This window comes from Acinetobacter sp. PC34, assembly GCF_051789135.1.
Lineage (GTDB): Bacteria > Pseudomonadota > Gammaproteobacteria > Pseudomonadales > Moraxellaceae > Acinetobacter > Acinetobacter johnsonii.
In genome coordinates this window covers 2829984-2848276 of record NZ_CP196664.1, presented here as the reverse complement: position 1 = coordinate 2848276, position 18293 = coordinate 2829984, and the positions used below count along the sequence as shown (strand labels likewise).

At 42.1% G+C, this 18293-nt stretch carries 14 protein-coding genes, 2 tRNA genes and 3 rRNA genes; 16 read left to right on the top strand and 3 right to left on the bottom strand.

From position 1 onward, the window contains the following. Positions 1 to 36: 36 nt before the first annotated feature. On the bottom strand, positions 37 to 939 hold the full coding sequence (locus ACSC9N_RS13930; RefSeq protein WP_010325959.1) for an MlaA family lipoprotein: 903 nt from the start codon (positions 937 to 939) through the stop codon (positions 37 to 39). Positions 940 to 1487: 548 nt separating this feature from the next. On the opposite strand from ACSC9N_RS13930, the gene ACSC9N_RS13925 reads away from it, so the two are divergent. From ACSC9N_RS13925 to ACSC9N_RS13885, 9 genes are all read left to right on the top strand, one after another. Beyond that, positions 1488 to 3025 (top strand): 16S ribosomal RNA (locus ACSC9N_RS13925). Positions 3026 to 3086: 61 nt separating this feature from the next. After that, positions 3087 to 3163 (top strand) — tRNA-Ile (locus tag ACSC9N_RS13920). A 67-nt stretch (positions 3164 to 3230) separates the two neighbouring features. Beyond that, positions 3231 to 3306, top strand: a tRNA-Ala gene (locus ACSC9N_RS13915). A 349-nt stretch (positions 3307 to 3655) separates the two neighbouring features. Then, a 23S ribosomal RNA gene (locus tag ACSC9N_RS13910) occupies positions 3656 to 6549 on the top strand. A 238-nt stretch (positions 6550 to 6787) separates the two neighbouring features. After that, positions 6788 to 6902, top strand: a 5S ribosomal RNA gene (gene rrf / locus ACSC9N_RS13905). The 16S, 23S and 5S rRNA genes sit together here with 2 tRNA genes alongside, the layout of an rRNA operon. Positions 6903 to 7386: 484 nt before the next feature. After that, complete coding sequence (locus tag ACSC9N_RS13900; RefSeq protein WP_010325960.1) at positions 7387 to 8736, top strand: aromatic acid/H+ symport family MFS transporter; 1350 nt, start codon at positions 7387 to 7389, stop codon at positions 8734 to 8736. Positions 8737 to 8832: 96 nt separating this feature from the next. Then, a complete protein-coding gene (locus tag ACSC9N_RS13895; protein WP_010325961.1) occupies positions 8833 to 9018 on the top strand; it encodes a hypothetical protein in 186 nt (61 codons plus the stop codon). A gap of 283 nt (positions 9019 to 9301) precedes the next feature. Further along, on the top strand, positions 9302 to 9553 hold the full coding sequence (locus ACSC9N_RS13890; protein WP_010325962.1) for a hypothetical protein: 252 nt from the start codon (positions 9302 to 9304) through the stop codon (positions 9551 to 9553). A 6-nt stretch (positions 9554 to 9559) separates the two neighbouring features. Further along, entirely contained in the window at positions 9560 to 9871 is a 312-nt protein-coding gene (locus tag ACSC9N_RS13885; protein ID WP_010325963.1) for an ankyrin repeat domain-containing protein, read from the top strand. Between the two features lie 60 nt (positions 9872 to 9931). On the opposite strand, the gene ACSC9N_RS13880 is transcribed toward ACSC9N_RS13885, so the two are convergent. Continuing rightward, positions 9932 to 10486 (bottom strand): protease, encoded by a 555-nt coding sequence (locus ACSC9N_RS13880; protein ID WP_010325964.1) that lies wholly within the window; start codon positions 10484 to 10486, stop codon positions 9932 to 9934. A gap of 324 nt (positions 10487 to 10810) precedes the next feature. Here ACSC9N_RS13880 and ACSC9N_RS13875 point away from each other — a divergent pair, with 324 nt between their 5' ends. The 5 genes from ACSC9N_RS13875 to hisG all read left to right on the top strand — a co-directional run bounded on the left by ACSC9N_RS13875 (position 10811) and on the right by hisG (position 15121). Next, a complete protein-coding gene (locus ACSC9N_RS13875) occupies positions 10811 to 12265 on the top strand; it encodes an RNA polymerase factor sigma-54 (protein ID WP_005400217.1) in 1455 nt (484 codons plus the stop codon). Positions 12266 to 12436: 171 nt separating this feature from the next. After that, positions 12437 to 12769 (top strand): ribosome hibernation-promoting factor, HPF/YfiA family, encoded by a 333-nt coding sequence (gene hpf / locus ACSC9N_RS13870; RefSeq protein ID WP_004695021.1) that lies wholly within the window; start codon positions 12437 to 12439, stop codon positions 12767 to 12769. Positions 12770 to 12905: 136 nt separating this feature from the next. Beyond that, on the top strand, positions 12906 to 13157 hold the full coding sequence (gene ibaG, locus ACSC9N_RS13865) for a BolA family iron metabolism protein IbaG (RefSeq protein WP_004695019.1): 252 nt from the start codon (positions 12906 to 12908) through the stop codon (positions 13155 to 13157). A 6-nt stretch (positions 13158 to 13163) separates the two neighbouring features. Next, entirely contained in the window at positions 13164 to 14423 is a 1260-nt protein-coding gene (murA, locus tag ACSC9N_RS13860) for a UDP-N-acetylglucosamine 1-carboxyvinyltransferase (protein WP_005400214.1), read from the top strand. Continuing rightward, the gene (gene hisG, locus ACSC9N_RS13855; protein WP_010325965.1) at positions 14420 to 15121 is read left to right on the top strand and encodes an ATP phosphoribosyltransferase; all 702 of its coding nucleotides are present in this window, start codon (positions 14420 to 14422) and stop codon (positions 15119 to 15121) included. The genes murA and hisG overlap by 4 nt, the downstream gene beginning before the upstream one ends. A gap of 73 nt (positions 15122 to 15194) precedes the next feature. Here hisG and ACSC9N_RS13850 read toward each other — a convergent pair whose 3' ends face one another. After that, on the bottom strand, positions 15195 to 15539 hold the full coding sequence (locus tag ACSC9N_RS13850) for a nuclear transport factor 2 family protein (protein WP_010325966.1): 345 nt from the start codon (positions 15537 to 15539) through the stop codon (positions 15195 to 15197). A gap of 176 nt (positions 15540 to 15715) precedes the next feature. On the opposite strand from ACSC9N_RS13850, the gene hisD reads away from it, so the two are divergent. Then, positions 15716 to 17017 carry a histidinol dehydrogenase gene (gene hisD / locus ACSC9N_RS13845; RefSeq protein WP_029574948.1) on the top strand — a complete coding sequence of 434 codons (1302 nt, stop codon included), beginning with the start codon at positions 15716 to 15718 and terminating at the stop codon, positions 17015 to 17017. A 174-nt stretch (positions 17018 to 17191) separates the two neighbouring features. Further along, positions 17192 to 18283 carry a histidinol-phosphate transaminase gene (gene hisC, locus ACSC9N_RS13840; RefSeq protein ID WP_010325968.1) on the top strand — a complete coding sequence of 364 codons (1092 nt, stop codon included), beginning with the start codon at positions 17192 to 17194 and terminating at the stop codon, positions 18281 to 18283. The last annotated feature ends 10 nt before the right edge of the window (positions 18284 to 18293 follow it).

The window sequence follows — 18293 nt, the reverse complement described above, 5'->3', positions numbered from 1 at the left end:
AGAGAAAAAAAATTCAACTCTAGCTGGAATACATTGTTATTCCGTATCTAACATTTGATGCGATTCATTGGTGGATGGAGGGTTAGATGAATCATCATCACCGACATCATCAATAAACATCCCTTCAGCTTCTTGGCCTTTTTTCTCAGCAATAATGAAGTTTTTACGCTGTAAATAAATATCACGAATTGAAGAATATTTGTCGCCTTGAATCGCACCCTCAATATCAATCAGTTGTGATCTTACATCAATACCACGTAAAGTCTGTTCAGCCCAATATAGGCCTTCTTCATCTTCTAGAATGTATCTTTGTGGGCGTGCATAGCCATCGACCACTAAGCCAAAACCATCACGGAAAGTACTGGGTCCAAAAATAGGAAGCACGAGATATGGGCCAGATGGAACACCCCAATAGCCAAGGGTTGTACCAAAATTTTCATCTTCAGTTTCTAAACCCAAACGCGAAGCAGGATCTGCAAAGCCTAAAGTGGTTACCGTATTAATGGTAAATCGACCTAAAGTTTTTGCGGCGCGGCCAGGACGACCTTGTATAAGTTGGTTTACCGCATTCCAAGGTTCACCGAGGTTTTTACGGAAGCCACTATAAGAGTCACGAATCGGTGAAGGGATCTTTTCTTTATATTCCACCGCAATTGGGCGAACGATCGCACGGTCTAAAGCATCATTGACGGCAAAAATTTGTCTATTTAAAGGTTGAAGTGGATCTTTTACATTATCAGGTTGTGCCGCATTGGCATCTACTTTTAAATCTTTTGCTTTAATATTCTTTAATTCTTTAAGCGAAGAAGATTGGGCTGTTTGCGGATCAGCACTGGTATCTATTTCGCTGGCAGCTGTAGGCGCTACATCTTCAGCAAATGCAAATGTTGTAAAGCCTACAAAGAGTAGACCAGCACATAAGTGGCGAATGTGTTGCATATAAAAGAGTTCCGGAACTTTATAATCAGCAGGTGAATTAAAAAAATAATCTTTTAACTATCTTAACAGCTCTTTATTGCTCATTGTTAAATCAAATTTTAAGAAATGTTAGTAAAAAAGCGACATTTTGCTGAATAAGTAAACAGTTGGAGGTTTTTTTATAAATAATTGAATAAAGGGGGTTGTGTTGGTTTGGAAATACTGTAGAATGCACATCCATCGGCGGTGATGTTGATTAAAACTTGTTGAGAAACAAGGATTTAGCCCAAGCGGTAAAATCTGGAAGTCTTGAATAGGTTTAAAAATAATTAACAAAACCAGTTGACTTCTTCTTGAAAGAGAGTAGTATAGCCGACCTAGCTTGCTGATGACGAATCAGCAAGAAGATCATTAAGAGATTATGAAGAACAACTTGTGTGGATTTTTACTGATTGATCGATCGAAAATATTTCATTGATTGATGGTAAGAATTACTCGAAGTTTATTTGAGAAATATTTGTCAGAAAATTGATGAGCCAAGATTTGTAGCCATAAGCTACTAATGATTTTAACTGAAGAGTTTGATCATGGCTCAGATTGAACGCTGGCGGCAGGCTTAACACATGCAAGTCGAGCGGGGAAGGGTAGCTTGCTACCTGACCTAGCGGCGGACGGGTGAGTAATGCTTAGGAATCTGCCTATTAGTGGGGGACAACATTCCGAAAGGAATGCTAATACCGCATACGCCCTACGGGGGAAAGCAGGGGATCTTCGGACCTTGCGCTAATAGATGAGCCTAAGTCAGATTAGCTAGTTGGTGGGGTAAAGGCCTACCAAGGCGACGATCTGTAGCGGGTCTGAGAGGATGATCCGCCACACTGGGACTGAGACACGGCCCAGACTCCTACGGGAGGCAGCAGTGGGGAATATTGGACAATGGGCGAAAGCCTGATCCAGCCATGCCGCGTGTGTGAAGAAGGCCTTTTGGTTGTAAAGCACTTTAAGCGAGGAGGAGGCTACTGAGATTAATACTCTTGGATAGTGGACGTTACTCGCAGAATAAGCACCGGCTAACTCTGTGCCAGCAGCCGCGGTAATACAGAGGGTGCGAGCGTTAATCGGATTTACTGGGCGTAAAGCGTGCGTAGGCGGCTTTTTAAGTCGGATGTGAAATCCCTGAGCTTAACTTAGGAATTGCATTCGATACTGGGAAGCTAGAGTATGGGAGAGGATGGTAGAATTCCAGGTGTAGCGGTGAAATGCGTAGAGATCTGGAGGAATACCGATGGCGAAGGCAGCCATCTGGCCTAATACTGACGCTGAGGTACGAAAGCATGGGGAGCAAACAGGATTAGATACCCTGGTAGTCCATGCCGTAAACGATGTCTACTAGCCGTTGGGGCCTTTGAGGCTTTAGTGGCGCAGCTAACGCGATAAGTAGACCGCCTGGGGAGTACGGTCGCAAGACTAAAACTCAAATGAATTGACGGGGGCCCGCACAAGCGGTGGAGCATGTGGTTTAATTCGATGCAACGCGAAGAACCTTACCTGGTCTTGACATAGTAAGAACTTTCCAGAGATGGATTGGTGCCTTCGGGAACTTACATACAGGTGCTGCATGGCTGTCGTCAGCTCGTGTCGTGAGATGTTGGGTTAAGTCCCGCAACGAGCGCAACCCTTTTCCTTATTTGCCAGCGGGTTAAGCCGGGAACTTTAAGGATACTGCCAGTGACAAACTGGAGGAAGGCGGGGACGACGTCAAGTCATCATGGCCCTTACGACCAGGGCTACACACGTGCTACAATGGTCGGTACAAAGGGTTGCTACCTAGCGATAGGATGCTAATCTCAAAAAGCCGATCGTAGTCCGGATTGGAGTCTGCAACTCGACTCCATGAAGTCGGAATCGCTAGTAATCGCGGATCAGAATGCCGCGGTGAATACGTTCCCGGGCCTTGTACACACCGCCCGTCACACCATGGGAATTTGTTGCACCAGAAGTAGGTAGTCTAACCGCAAGGAGGACGCTTACCACGGTGTGGCCGATGACTGGGGTGAAGTCGTAACAAGGTAGCCGTAGGGGAACCTGCGGCTGGATCACCTCCTTAACGAAAGATTGACGATTGGTAAGAATCCACAACAAGTTGTTCTTCATGACGATGTATCTGAGGGTCTGTAGCTCAGTTGGTTAGAGCACACGCTTGATAAGCGTGGGGTCACAAGTTCAAGTCTTGTCAGACCCACCAAATCTGACTAACAAGCATTGTTAAATGCTGAATACAGAAAACAGAAACATTGACTTATTGATAAGCTGGGGACTTAGCTTAGTTGGTAGAGCGCCTGCTTTGCACGCAGGAGGTCAGGAGTTCGACTCTCCTAGTCTCCACCATAGATTATAGAATTTAGTAAGTTAAAGCTTATTAACTTCTGTGATTTATCGCAGTTTCCTGACCTGACGAAGGCTGGAAAAATCATTAACAGAATATATTTGAGTTGAAATAATTTGTTCATACTCGTTTTTAAGATCGACATTAACAGTGATTTATTACTGATTGATGAAGATTGAAGAAATGAGTTACTAGCGAAATTAACTGAATCAAGCGTTTTGGTATGTGAATTGAATTGAAGCTGTACAGTGTTTAAGTACACAGAACAACAAACTGTAAGGAAGTGATGAGAAATCATCATAGACTGTCTTAATCCTACTTGTAGGGATTAACGACTGTTTGGGGTTGTATAGTCAAGTAATTAAGTGCATGTGGTGGATGCCTTGGCAGTCAGAGGCGATGAAAGACGTAATAGCCTGCGATAAGCTCCGGGGAGGCGGCAAATATCCTGTGATCCGGAGATTTCTGAATGGGGAAACCCACCTGTCATAAGGCAGGTATCGTATGATGAATACATAGTCATACGAGGCGAACGAGGGGAAGTGAAACATCTCAGTACCCTTAGGAAAAGAAATCAATTGAGATTCCCTCAGTAGCGGCGAGCGAACGGGGAAAAGCCCATTAAGTCATATAAGTTCTAGTGGAATGCTCTGGGAAGTGCAACCATAGTGGGTGATAGTCCTGTACACGAAAGGGCTTATATGATGATGTCGAGTAGGGCGGGGCACGTGAAACCTTGTCTGAATATGGGGGGACCATCCTCCAAGGCTAAATACTCCTGACTGACCGATAGTGAACCAGTACCGTGAGGGAAAGGCGAAAAGAACCCCTGTGAGGGGAGTGAAATAGATCCTGAAACCGCATGCATACAAGCAGTGGGAGCCGACTTGTTCGGTGACTGCGTACCTTTTGTATAATGGGTCAGCGACTTACATTCAGTAGCAAGGTTAACCGCATAGGGGAGCCGTAGAGAAATCGAGTCTTAATAGGGCGTTTAGTTGCTGGGTGTAGACCCGAAACCGGGTGATCTATCCATGAGCAGGTTGAAGGTTGGGTAACACTAACTGGAGGACCGAACCCACTGTCGTTGAAAAGCCAGGGGATGACTTGTGGATAGGGGTGAAAGGCTAATCAAACTCGGTGATAGCTGGTTCTCCCCGAAAGCTATTTAGGTAGCGCCTCGGACGAATACCATTGGGGGTAGAGCACTGTTTCGGCTAGGGGGTCATCCCGACTTACCAAACCGATGCAAACTCCGAATACCAATGAGTACTATCCGGGAGACAGACTGCGGGTGCTAACGTCCGTAGTCAAGAGGAAAACAATCCAGACCGCCAGCTAAGGCCCCAAAATTATAGTTAAGTGGGAAACGATGTGGGAAGGCATAGACAGCTAGGAGGTTGGCTTAGAAGCAGCCACCCTTTAAAGAAAGCGTAATAGCTCACTAGTCGAGTCGGCCTGCGCGGAAGATGTAACGGGGCTAAAACTATATGCCGAAGCTGCGGATTTGCAATTTATTGCAAGTGGTAGGGGAGCGTTCTGTAAGCCGATGAAGGTGTATTGAGAAGTATGCTGGAGGTATCAGAAGTGCGAATGCTGACGTGAGTAACGACAATGCGAGTGAAAAACTCGCACGCTGAAAGACCAAGGGTTCCAGTCCAACGTTAATCGGGGCTGGGTGAGTCGACCCCTAAGGCGAGGCCGAGAGGCGTAGTCGATGGGAAATTGGTTAATATTCCAATACTTCTATGTAATGCGATGAGAGGACGGAGAAGGTTAAGTCAGCCTGGCGTTGGTTGTCCAGGTGGAAGGTTGTAGGCATGTATCTTAGGCAAATCCGGGGTACTGTATGCTGAGAACTGATAGCAAGCTGTACTTGTACAGTGAAGTGGCTGATACCATGCTTCCAGGAAAAGTCTCTAAGCTTCAGTTACATAGGAATCGTACCCGAAACCGACACAGGTGGTCAGGTCGAGTAGACCAAAGCGCTTGAGAGAACTCTGCTGAAGGAACTAGGCAAAATGGTACCGTAACTTCGGGAGAAGGTACGCTGCCGACGGTGATAGGATTTACTCCTTGAGCTATTGGCAGCCACAGAAACCAGGCCCCTGCAACTGTTTATTAAAAACATAGCACTCTGCAAACACGAAAGTGGACGTATAGGGTGTGATGCCTGCCCGGTGCTGGAAGGTTAATTGATGGGGTTAGCGTAAGCGAAGCTCTTGATCGAAGCCCCAGTAAACGGCGGCCGTAACTATAACGGTCCTAAGGTAGCGAAATTCCTTGTCGGGTAAGTTCCGACCTGCACGAATGGCATAATGATGGGGGCGCTGTCTCCAGCAGAGACTCAGTGAAATCGAATTCGCCGTGAAGATGCGGTGTACCCGCGGCTAGACGGAAAGACCCCGTGAACCTTTACTGCAGCTTGACATTGAACTTTGATCTTACTTGTGTAGGATAGGTGGGAGGCTTTGAAACCGAGACGCTAGTTTCGGTGGAGCCAATCTTGAAATACCACCCTGGTAATATTGAGGTTCTAACTCTGTCCCGTTATCCGGGACGAGGACCATGTCTGGTGGGTAGTTTGACTGGGGCGGTCTCCTCCTAAAGAGTAACGGAGGAGTACGAAGGTGCGCTCAGCGTGGTCGGAAATCACGCGTAGAGTATAAAGGCAAAAGCGCGCTTAACTGCGAGACCCACAAGTCGAGCAGGTACGAAAGTAGGTCTTAGTGATCCGGTGGTTCTGTATGGAAGGGCCATCGCTCAACGGATAAAAGGTACTCTGGGGATAACAGGCTGATACCGCCCAAGAGTTCATATCGACGGCGGTGTTTGGCACCTCGATGTCGGCTCATCTCATCCTGGGGCTGAAGCAGGTCCCAAGGGTATGGCTGTTCGCCATTTAAAGAGGTACGCGAGCTGGGTTTAGAACGTCGTGAGACAGTTCGGTCCCTATCTACCGTGGGCGTTGGAAATTTGAGAGGATCTGCTCCTAGTACGAGAGGACCAGAGTGGACGAACCTCTGGTGTACCGGTTGTGACGCCAGTCGCATCGCCGGGTAGCTATGTTCGGAAGGGATAACCGCTGAAAGCATCTAAGCGGGAAGCCTACCTCAAGATAAGATTTCCCTAGGACTTTATGTCCTCTAAAGAGCCGTTGAAGACTACGACGTTGATAGGTTGGATGTGGAAGCATAGTGATATGTGAAGCTGACCAATACTAATTGCTCGTGAGGCTTGACTATACAACACCCAAACAGTTGGTGTTGTGGTTCAAATCACTGCAAACAACTTGATTTAGTTATAAAGCTAGATACATGAGCGAGGAATAAACAAACATTAATTATGTTTGTCCGAGCGCAAGACATAAAGCTATGCTTTATGTTAAAATCAACTCAAATATACCTGTTAATAACTCATTTGATGAAAGTTAGGCATACACAATGTGTAAATAAGACCCAACGAATAGTCATAAACAGTTGTGCTGGCGACAATAGCAAGAGTGAACCACCTGATCCCTTCCCGAACTCAGAAGTGAAACCTCTTAGCGCTGATGGTAGTGTGGAGTTATCCATGTGAGAGTAAGTCATCGCCAGCTCATTAATTCTAAATCCCCCTATCTCAAATGAGATAGGGGGATTTTTTTATGCTGAAAAGATTTAAATAATAAATGAATCAATCGTCTAATTGAGGTTTATCGTAATTAAATAAAACATCCTAAATAGTCATAATTATTATTTAAATAAACCTTTCTATACTTATTTTTCTTTTTTACTATCAGTTAATTTTTACTATCAACTAAATACTATATTTTTATCTAATTTAAATTAGGCCTTTATTGTTAATTATTATTTTATTTCATATCAGAAAGACAAGTGTTAATGGTTGGTTTTATTTATTTTTAATGCGAATTAAATCATTTATTTAGACTAATGTTGAATTTTTATATCACTATAAATTGTGTGAATATAACACCAAATTACTTTGGTGAATGACTTCTGTTTGGGCTGAATTAGCACATTATAAAAACTGAAGGGCGCTAGTTAAAGTGCAATGAAACAATAGCTCATAGGAGGTGAATAATGTCAGCTAAAGCAGTTAATGTGAATGATATTATTGATCGTGCAAAATTTTCGGGTTTCCATTTTCAAGTTGTTGCTTGGTGTCTGCTAATTATTTTATTTGATGGTTATGATTTGGCAATTAATGGTGTGGTATTGCCATTATTAATGGAAGACTGGGGCTTAAGTGCTGTACAGGCGGGTATGCTTGCAAGTACTGCTTTAGCAGGCATGATGTTTGGTGCAATGATATTTGGCTCTTTGGCGGATAAAATTGGTCGTAAAAAAGTCATTATGATCTGTATTGTACTTTTTAGCGGGCTTACCTGTGCAGGTGGTTTTGCATCAAACCCAACGGAATTTGCAATTCTCCGTTTCCTTGCGGGACTAGGAATTGGTGGAGTAATGCCAAACCTTGTTGCGCTGACATCTGAGTATGCACCACAAAAAATGCGTAGTACCTTAGTAACCACAATGTTTAGTGGTTATGCTGTGGGTGGTGTAATGGCTGCATTACTAGGTGCGTGGTTTACTCCAAGTTTTGGTTGGCAAATTATGTTCTTTATTGCGGGTATTCCTTTGTTGTTGTTACCAGTTATTTGGAAGTTTTTGCCCGAGTCTTTGACTTTTATTGTGCAACAAAACCGTCAGGCGGAAGCACGTAAAATTGTTCGTCGTTTAGCACCAACGGTGACAGTAAAAGAAGATACAACTTTTGAGTTGCATCAGGTTGATGTGCCAGAGTCTGCAAATGTTGTGAGCTTATTTAAACGTGGGCGTGCGGTAAATACCTTATTGTTTTGGGTGGCGTTCTTCACCTGCTTACTGACAATGTATGCTTTAAGCAGTTGGTTGCCGAAGTTAATGATGGCAGCAGGCTACTCAATGGACAATAGCTTGATGTTTATGATGGTGATGAACATTGGTGCTGTGATTGGTATTGTGGGTGGAGGGATCTTGGCTGATCGCTTCCATTTGAAACCTGTGCTGATGTGCTTGGGCATGATGGGTGCTGTTGTAATGAGCTTGATGGGCTTCCAATCGAATCAATTCCTTTTATATATTTTAGTATTCTTGGCGGGTGCTGCATCCATTGGTTCGCAAATGCTGCTTTATAGCTATGTCGCTCAGTACTATCCACTTGCTGTTCGTTCAACTGGGATTGGGTGGTCGTCTGCGATTGGTCGTATGGGTGCAATCATTGGACCAATTTTAATCGGGAGTTTGTTGGGGATGAATTTGCCTGCACACTTTAACTTTATTGCTGTGGGTTTACCTGTATTGATTACTGCTATTGCGGTTGCACTGATTATGCATGATAGTGATAGCGATAAGATTGATCTTAAAGACGCATCTATAGCTAAAGCATAAGTTGTGATTCTTTAAAAAGAAAAGCCTCCGAAAGTAGGCTTTTCTTATCTAGTAGATGTATATTATCGATTATAAATATTAAGTATTATTGAAATTATGATCGAAGATTATTTAAAACCTTTAGCTTTGCAGACAGATTTAGGATTGGAGGCAACAGCGGATTCTTTCTATTATGCGGCACAAGCACTAGATGATAATCAAGATACAAAAATGGTTTTGGTATCGGTGGAGGTAAATTACCAATTCTATATCTTTATAGGCATTCGATTGAACTATATCTAAAATCAGCAATTACTTTCATATATGAGATCAGTCTTAAAAAATCAAAAACTGGAAATGATGATTTCCCAAAATTAGTTGAAAATGATAAAGAGAAAAAATATTTAATGTCCATTCAATTAGAACTTTATTTGAAAATTTTTTAATTATTTTAGAAAATAACCGTGATTCTATATATAGTAGAACAGGATGTAACTGGTTTGACATTCCTGAAGAAATACCTATATTAATTAATAAACTAGAAGAATATGATAGTAATTCAACTATGTTTAGATATCCTATTAGTATGGATAAAAATTTAGATTATCAAAAATCTACTTTTAAAAAATGTAATCTTGTTAAAGGAAAAACTCCAAAAGAGTCGAAAAGTGAATCAAAATCTAAGATTTTCTTACTTGTTCATAATGGGAACGATGAAATCATCGAATCATACGTAAGCGATAATGAAGTGTTAAGTGAGATTCATGAAGTTCTAAAAGAGTTATCTGAACAGTTATCAGGATTACACTTTGGTCTGAAATTCGATTTAATTAGGTAACTTATTATGAAACTCAACACATTCTCCCCAATTCCTGAAAACGATGATGAACTGCATTTACCTGAACTGGTGTATTGGGCTTCTTTAGGTGAACTCGCTGAAGTAGAAAAAAGTCTCGCCAATGGTGTAGATGTGAACTCGACCGATGATGAAGGCTATAGCGCACTTCAAGCAGCGGTTGAAAATGGCTATCTAGAAGTGGTGAAACTATTGGTTGAAAAAGGTGCGAATGTCCACTACAAAGGTGAATACACTGCGCTTCAATTGGCTGAAATGGCGGAACAAGTAGAAATTATTGAATACTTAAAAAGTCTGTGACTTTTAAAAAATGAATAAAAGAGCCTGATCAATATCAGGCTCTTTTTATTTTATGGCATCTTAAATGGACGAATTGGATTCAATTTCTTTCAATATCACTTGATTAAAAGCGGGAAGATCTTCTGAACTACGTGAGCTGATGAGCGTCCAACCACCTGCATTACATGTGTGAACGGCTTCATCGACCCATATAGCACCTGCATTTTCCAGATCGAGTCGTATATTTTTATGCGAAGTCAGATGCTTAGTTTTAATCTGTTCAGCTTTAATCAAAACTAAAGGCGCATGACAAATCACAGCGATTGGTTTGGCTTGGTTGCTAAAACTTTGGATAATTTCGAGCGCTTTGGGATGTTGGTGTAATAGATCGGCATTAACTGCACCGCCGGGGATAATCAGCAAGTCGTAGTCGTCATAATGAACATGATCCAAATCGACGTCTGGAGGATAGCTTGCTGCCGAGTCTGAGTCCATTTTGACAGTTCGAACATCACTAGCTTCAATCGCGGCATGAATGCATTCTATGCCTTTGGACTGTAGAAAATGGAGAGGCTGAATTAGCTCATCATGCTCTACGCCTATATTTGAGGTTATGGACAATACTTTTTGAGTCATGTAAATCACCTAAAAAATGTCTATGCTTAGCCTAACAAAGCAGAATGATACCGATGTTTTGATTTAACGGACTCTTGTAAGTAAGTGAAAGTAGCCGATGCAGTGTTTCGTGTAACTTTAGACTGTGTGAAGGTTTTAATGAGCCTTTTCAATAATTGATATGCATTAATACATCCATAAAATCTAAAACTAGGTAGGAAATGAAAAACAATCTGCTCAAAAAATGTAGGTTTTTTGAATTTTCTATGCTATAAAAAATAAAACGGCACAAAAATTGCTTATAAAGCGTGCTTTAAAAATAGTTGTATTGATGAGTAGAGTTTTATGAAGTTATCGGTTGGATTGAAAGTTTCGAACTCTTTGTCGCTAACCCCCCAATTACAACAAGCTATTCGATTGCTTCAATTATCGAGCCTTGAACTTGAACAGGAAATTCAGATTCAACTCGACAGCAATCCACTCTTAGAAAAAGTAGAAGAACAGTCATCTATCGAAAGCTTATCCAGTGTGCAAGAGCAAGAACAGGATAAGAAAGATTTAACCAACGAACTCAACGCCGACCATTTACCCGATGATTTACCGGTCGATACCGACTGGGATGATGTTTACACCCATCAACCGACCAGTTTGGGCGCAGCAGAGTTTGAAGAACGAGAAGATAATCGCCAAGGTCATTTGGGCTTAAAAGAGCATATGCTCGAGCAAATCAATCTGTTGCATTTTTCGCAAGTAGATATGTTGATTGCTTATTGCATTATTGACTCGTTGGACGATAAAGGTTTTTTAGACAGTGATATTTCAGAAATAACGACTTCAGTTCAACATCTTTTAACAAGCATGGACTATGACGACGAAGTCGAAGATGACGAAGTGGTTGTGGTGCTCAAGCATATTCAGCGTTTAGACCCACTTGGCGTTGGGGCGCGGAATCTTGCAGAGTGCTTAATGGTGCAGTTGGAAGCCTTGCCGATGCAGACCGCATGTCGAAATGATGCCATGAATCTGCTGAAAAACTATGAACTATTGATCAGCAATGAACTGGCGAAACTGATTAAACAAACAGGTTTAAATCAAGAGCAGCTCAAGTGTGCGGTTGATTTATTGAAAACGCTAAAAGCGCATCCAGGACTTGAATTTGAAGATAAAGACTCGGATTATCAAATTCCTGATGTCGTGGTAATGAAGAAAAACGAACAATGGCAAGTGGCTTTAAATCCTGATGTGATGCCAAAACTTCGTGTGAACTCGTTTTATGCCAATATGATTAAGCGTGCTGATCAAAGTGAAGATAATCAGTACTTACGTAATCAGATGTTGGATGCGAAAAACTTTATTAAAAGTGTCGATGAACGACATAAAACTTTACTGAAAGTGGCGACGTGTATCATTGAACATCAGCGTGCATTTTTAGAAATTGGTGCTGAAGGGATGAAGCCTTTGGTACTTCGAGATATTGCAGAAGAAGTTGAATTGCATGAGTCGACCGTCTCTCGGGTGACAACCAACAAATATATGCTGACGCCACGAGGCTTGTTCGAGTTGAAATATTTCTTTTCAAGCCATGTGGGGACTACTTCAGGCGGTGAGGCATCTTCAACTGCAATTCGTGCCAAGATTAAAAAATTGATTGCTGAAGAGAATGCACGTAAACCTTTGTCTGATAACGCAATTGCCAATCTTTTAAAAGACGATGGAATTGATGTAGCGCGTCGGACAGTGGCAAAGTATCGCGAATCGTTACATATTCCGTCATCTTCTGAACGAAAAGTCTTGATCTAAAATTTAAAATCTGACTATTCTAGAGGTTCATTATGACAACATAATGAACCTCTTTTTTCTTTAAGGAATGGCTAAAATGATTTGATGTTTCTATGCGTGCTGGTTATTTTGTAGTCATTAAATCGTCTTGGCTTTTCCTCATTAATCCTAATGAAGGTGAGGGATAGATATATGCAAATAACAATTCGTGGACATCATTTGAGCATTACCCCAGCTATTGAAGATACCATTCGCTGCAAATTTGCAGAAATGACCAAGCATATTGATCAGGTGAACAGTATGCAGGTGAAATTAACCAAGGATCATCAGGTCGATAAACATACTAAAAAAGGCAGTAGCAATCATATTGCAGAAGCAATTATCCGTTTACCAGGCATTGAATTTTTTGCTCAGGCTTCAGCAGATGATATGTATACGTCGATTAAAAAATTATCAGAAAAACTAAAAAGACAGCTCGATAAGCACCGTAAAATGCAGCAGGTTTACCAACCTATTGCCATTTAGTTTGTTTTTTATGCAAAAAGAGGTTTTTTAAAACCTCTTTTTTTATATATAAAGTGTGCGGGTTTATGATTTATTTTTCAGATTTATAGTAAAATGGCAGGTTTTTACACCGTTGGTCCTATAAGAGGTCTTTGTGATGAATAGTGAACAGCTCACTGAAATTTTAAAAGCTGCTTTTCCTGAAGCTGAAGTTGCAGTTAGTGGGCAAGGCGGAAAGTTTGACTTACGTATTGTCGACGACCAATTCGAAGGCAAACGCCCTGTTGCACGTCAGCAAGCTGTTTATGCACCATTAAATTCTTATATCGCAAGTGGCGAAGTGCATGCGGTGACTATTCGTGCAATGACTAAAGAAGAATGGCGTAAAGCAAGCTTATTCGGAGCTTAAAATTAGATGGATAAATTTTTAATTCAAGGTGGCACGAAGCTCGAAGGCGAAGTTCGTATTTCGGGTGCTAAAAATGCTGCCTTGCCGTTGCTTGCAGCAATGATTTTGCCTGAAACCCCAACCAAGCTCACCAACGTACCGCATTTAAAAGATGTAAATACTTTGGTGCAGTTGATTGGTGGTCTAGGTATTACCATGACCTATGAAGGTGACACGGTTACTGCGGATACCTCAACACTGGACAATCAGTTTGCACCGTATGAGCTGGTGAAAACTATGCGTGCATCTATTTTAGTGCTGGGCCCATTGGTGGCGCGCTATGGTAGTGCAAAAGTGTCTTTGCCGGGTGGATGTGCGATTGGCTCGCGCCCAGTCGATCAACATTTAAAAGCTTTAGAAGCTTTAGGTGCAGAGATTGAAGTTGAAGCGGGTTATGTACATGCTAAAGTTGATGGACGTCTGAAAGGTGGCGAAGTCATTTTTGATATGGTGACCGTGGGTGGTACCGAAAATATCTTAATGGCTGCGGCATTGGCAGAAGGTGTGACCACGATTCGTAATGCGGCACGTGAACCTGAAATTACGGACCTTGCGAAAATGTTGATCGCGATGGGTGCAAAAATTGAAGGATTAGACACAGATACCCTAGTGGTCACAGGTGTTGAAAAACTACATGGCTGTGAATATGCTGTGGTTGCTGACCGTATTGAAACAGGTTCGTATTTGGCTGCTGCGGCCATTACCGGAGGTCGTGTAAAAACCACACATACTGATCCAACGTTGATGGAATCGGTCTTAGAAAAGTTTGAAGAAATGGGCGCGGAAGTGACCCGTGGTGATGATTGGATTGAACTGGATATGATGGGTAAACGCCCGAAAGCAGTGAGTTTCCAAACGCTTCCACATCCAGATTTCCCAACTGATATGCAAGCACAGATTATGGCAGTCAATGCCATTGGTCGTGGTTTTGCCACCATTTCTGAAACGATTTTTGAAAACCGTTTTATGCATGTACCTGAATTGTCACGTATGGGTGCCAATATTCAGGTCGAAGGTAATGATGCTGTTGTGACCGGTGTAGAGAAACTTTCTGCTGCACCTGTGATGGCAACAGATTTACGCGCTTCTTTCTCGCTAGTGTTAGCTGCGCTTGCTGCGGATGGTGAGACGCTGATTGATCGTATCTATCATATTGATCGCGGTTATGAAGATGTCGAAGCGAAATTACAAGGTATAGGCGCCCAAATTAAGCGAGTAAGTTCATGAGCGATATGAGAAACGATGATCCAAATTTTGACGTAATGGGCAATTTTGATCATGGTTTAACATTGGCATTGAGTAAAGGTCGTATTTTAAAAGAAACCCTGCCTTTACTTGAAACGGCTGGAATTAACTTACTGGAAGATCCTGATAAGTCACGCAAGTTAATTTTCCCAACCACCCATAAACAAGTCCGTATTTTAATTTTACGTGCTTCTGACGTACCCACCTATGTGGAAAATGGTGCGGCTGATATCGGTGTTGCGGGTAAAGACGTGCTTATGGAACATGGCGCGCAAAACGTTTATGAACCACTCGATCTAAAAATCGCAGTATGTAAACTGATGACTGCAGGCAAAGTTGGCATGGCGCGTCCCAAAGGGCGTTTAAAAATTGCCACTAAATACGTAAACTTAACCCGTCAGTACTATGCAAGCTTAGGTGAGCAAGTCGATGTAATTAAGTTGTACGGTTCAATGGAACTTGCACCGTTGGTGGGTTTGGGCGATTACATTGTTGACGTGGTCGATACTGGGAATACTTTACGTGCCAATGGTTTAGAACCTTTGGAAGAAATTTGTAAAGTGTCTTCACGTCTGATCGTGAACAAGGCAAGTTTCAAACGTAAGCAAGCATTGTTAAACCCAATTCTTGCACAGTTAGAAACAGCAGTCGCTGAACGTGAAGCGTTAAAAAACAAATAAGTTCATCTTTTTTGTTTAAGAAACCGCTATCGATGATGGCGGTTTTTTTGTACCTGCTCATTTTTTAATATTTTTATTGGGTTGAAATACAATAGGATTTAATTTGAGCCAGTTGATTTAAAGTATTAAAAGTATAGACATCACAAGCAGAAATTCGCGATGTCTGCTGGGTGTCATGAAATTGTGCTTCACCTTGAACAATCACATGATGACCCGCTTGATGAATTGCTTGAATATGGAACTCATGCGCGACCGTCGTAAAATAATGTTCGATAGACTGGCAATGCTTCAGTACTTGATCAAAACCTGAAAGACGTTGTTCACCCACAATTTCCCATGTAATGGTTTGTGAAAAATGCTGTTGGATGCGGCTAAATTGCCCCGTTGAAAAGTAGGTGGCTATGTCCGTAAGGGCCATCTTGTTTTGCCTGTTTTTTAGTCATGTTTAATGATTCTAGTTTAAAAATATTGAATCAGATTCATTTCCCGATGAAGTTAAAAGTAATTTTTCATTACACTCTGTGTTTAGCTGGAGGATTGTTGCCCACAAAATACAGGAAACAAGGTAAACTAAAGCTTCCCTTTATTTTCATTGTGGATAAATTGATGCGACGTTTATCGACTCAAGATCAGAAATTTAAACAAGTCTTTGCTGATTTGTTGGCTTTTGAAACCGTGAGTGACCCAGAACTTTTAAAAACCGTAGATCAAATCATCGCTGATGTTCGTCAGCATGGTAATGCTCATGTTCTTAAACTCACTCAACAGTTCGATCGACATCCCGCGCATCAATTCTCAGATTTAGAACTGACCCAAGAGCAATTAAAAACCGCTTTTGAGGGTTTGAGTACCGAAGTCCGCGAGGCGTTAGAGCTTGCTGCAAACCGCATTCGTGAGTTTCACCAAGCGCAAAAACAAGAAGGCTGGACCTATGTGGATGCCTTAGGGAACACACTTGGGCAAAAAGTAACGCCTTTAGATCGCGTTGGTATTTATGTACCTGGTGGTTTGGCATCTTATCCGTCTTCTGTACTGATGAATGCTGTGCCTGCGCATGTGGCGGGTGTACCTGAAATTATTATGGTCGTACCTGCACCGAATGGTGAGTTGAATCCATTGGTATTAGCAGCTGCTTATTTGGCTGGCGTCAGCCGTGTCTTTACCATTGGTGGAGCGCAAGCAGTTGCAGCTTTAGCCTATGGTACAGAAACGATTCCAGCAGTAGATAAGATTACAGGACCAGGTAACCGTTTTGTCGCGGCTGCGAAACGTGCGGTATTCGGACAGGTCGGTATCGACATGATTGCAGGGCCATCTGAAATTTTAGTTTATGCCGAAGGCGTGAATAACGCACAGTGGCTGGCAATGGATTTATTGTCCCAAGCTGAACACGATACTGTGGCACAAGCAGTGTTTATTACACCAGATGAGCAGTTGTTAAATGAAGTAGAACTGGCTATTGAAGCGCATTTACAAGCTTTACCTAAGGCGGAGATTGCGCGTACTTCAATAGCGAATCGTGGCGCGTTAGTGCTTGTGAAAGACCGCGCTGAAGCAGTTGAACTGATTAATCAAGTTGCGCCTGAGCATTTAGAGCTTTGCCTAGATGAAGCACAGGAAATGGCTGAAGATATTCGTCATGCAGGCGCAATCTTCATGGGGCGTTATACGCCAGAAGCGATTGGCGACTATTGTGCAGGGCCCAACCACGTTTTGCCAACTTCAGGTACGGCACGCTTTTCCTCGCCGCTGGGTGTATATGATTTCCAAAAACGTTCAAGTTTGATTATGTGCTCTGAGCAAGGTGTGAAAACTTTGGCGAAAACCGCGGATATCTTAGCGCAACAAGAAAACTTAGATGCGCATGCGCGTTCGGCACGTTATCGTTATCAATAATATAAATTTAGATCCCTCATTTGTTCAGTAATGAATGTTCCTCTCCCTATGGGAGAGGTTAGGAGAGGGGAAAATATTTAATTCAGTTTGGGACATTATAAACCTCTCCCAAACCCTCTCCTAGAAGGATAGGGCTTATATAAAAGTAAGTTGAGTGCATAAATGAGATAGACAATGTTTAACATTACTAAAGAACAAATGCGTTTTTGGAGTCCTGAAGTACGTGAATTAGAACCGTATGTGCCAGGTGAACAACCGAAAATTCAAAATTTATTGAAGCTCAATACCAACGAAAACCCATATCCACCCTCACCAAAAGTGGTGGAGGCTGTTCAAGCGGTTTTGGAAAACTCTGCAGATGTATTGCGTTTATATCCAGATCCAGATGCTTCTGCGTTAAAGCAGGCGATTGCGAAACAACAAAATGTTGCGGTTGAAAATGTCTTTGTTGGCAATGGTTCAGATGAGGTCTTAGCGCATATTTTTAAAGCTTTTTTTGTGCAAGAGCTGCCTTTACTTTACCCTGATATTACCTATAGCTTCTATCCTGTTTATAGCCAATTCTTTGGGGTCAAAACCAAAATTTTACCACTCAATGATGACTTTGAAATTGTGGTGGATGATTATAAACAAGCCAATGGCGGCATTATTATCACCAATCCAAATGCACCAACCAGTATAGATATTGGTTTAGCTGCAATAGAAGCAGTGCTTCAGGCCAATCCAAATTCAGTCGTGGTGATTGATGAAGCTTATGTGGACTTTGGTGCTGAGTCGGCAGTCAGTTTGGTGGAAAAGTATGAGAACTTGGTGGTGTGTCAAACCACGTCTAAGTCTCGTTCACTGGCAGGTTTACGTGTTGGTTTTGCGATTGCTCAACCGCATTTGATTGCGGCACTGGAAGCGGTGAAGAATAGTTTTAACTCTTATCCGATGGACCGTTTTGCGATAGCTGCTGCGGTTGCTTCATTTGAAGATCAAGCTTATTTCGAAGCACAAAATCAAAAAGTAATTCAAAGCCGTGAACATTTGGTTGAACAATTGACCGCACTGGGCTTTAACGTTTTGCCATCAAGTGCCAACTTTATCTTTGCATCATTACCTAGCAAAGATGCAGGTGAATTAGCGGCTGAATTACGTGAACAAGGCATTATTGTGCGTTATTTCAATAAACCGCGTATTAACCAGTTTTTACGTATCACGGTTGGAACTGATGAACAAAATCAACGCTTAGTCGATACATTGAAAAATGATATTTTAAAATAAACTTTCAACA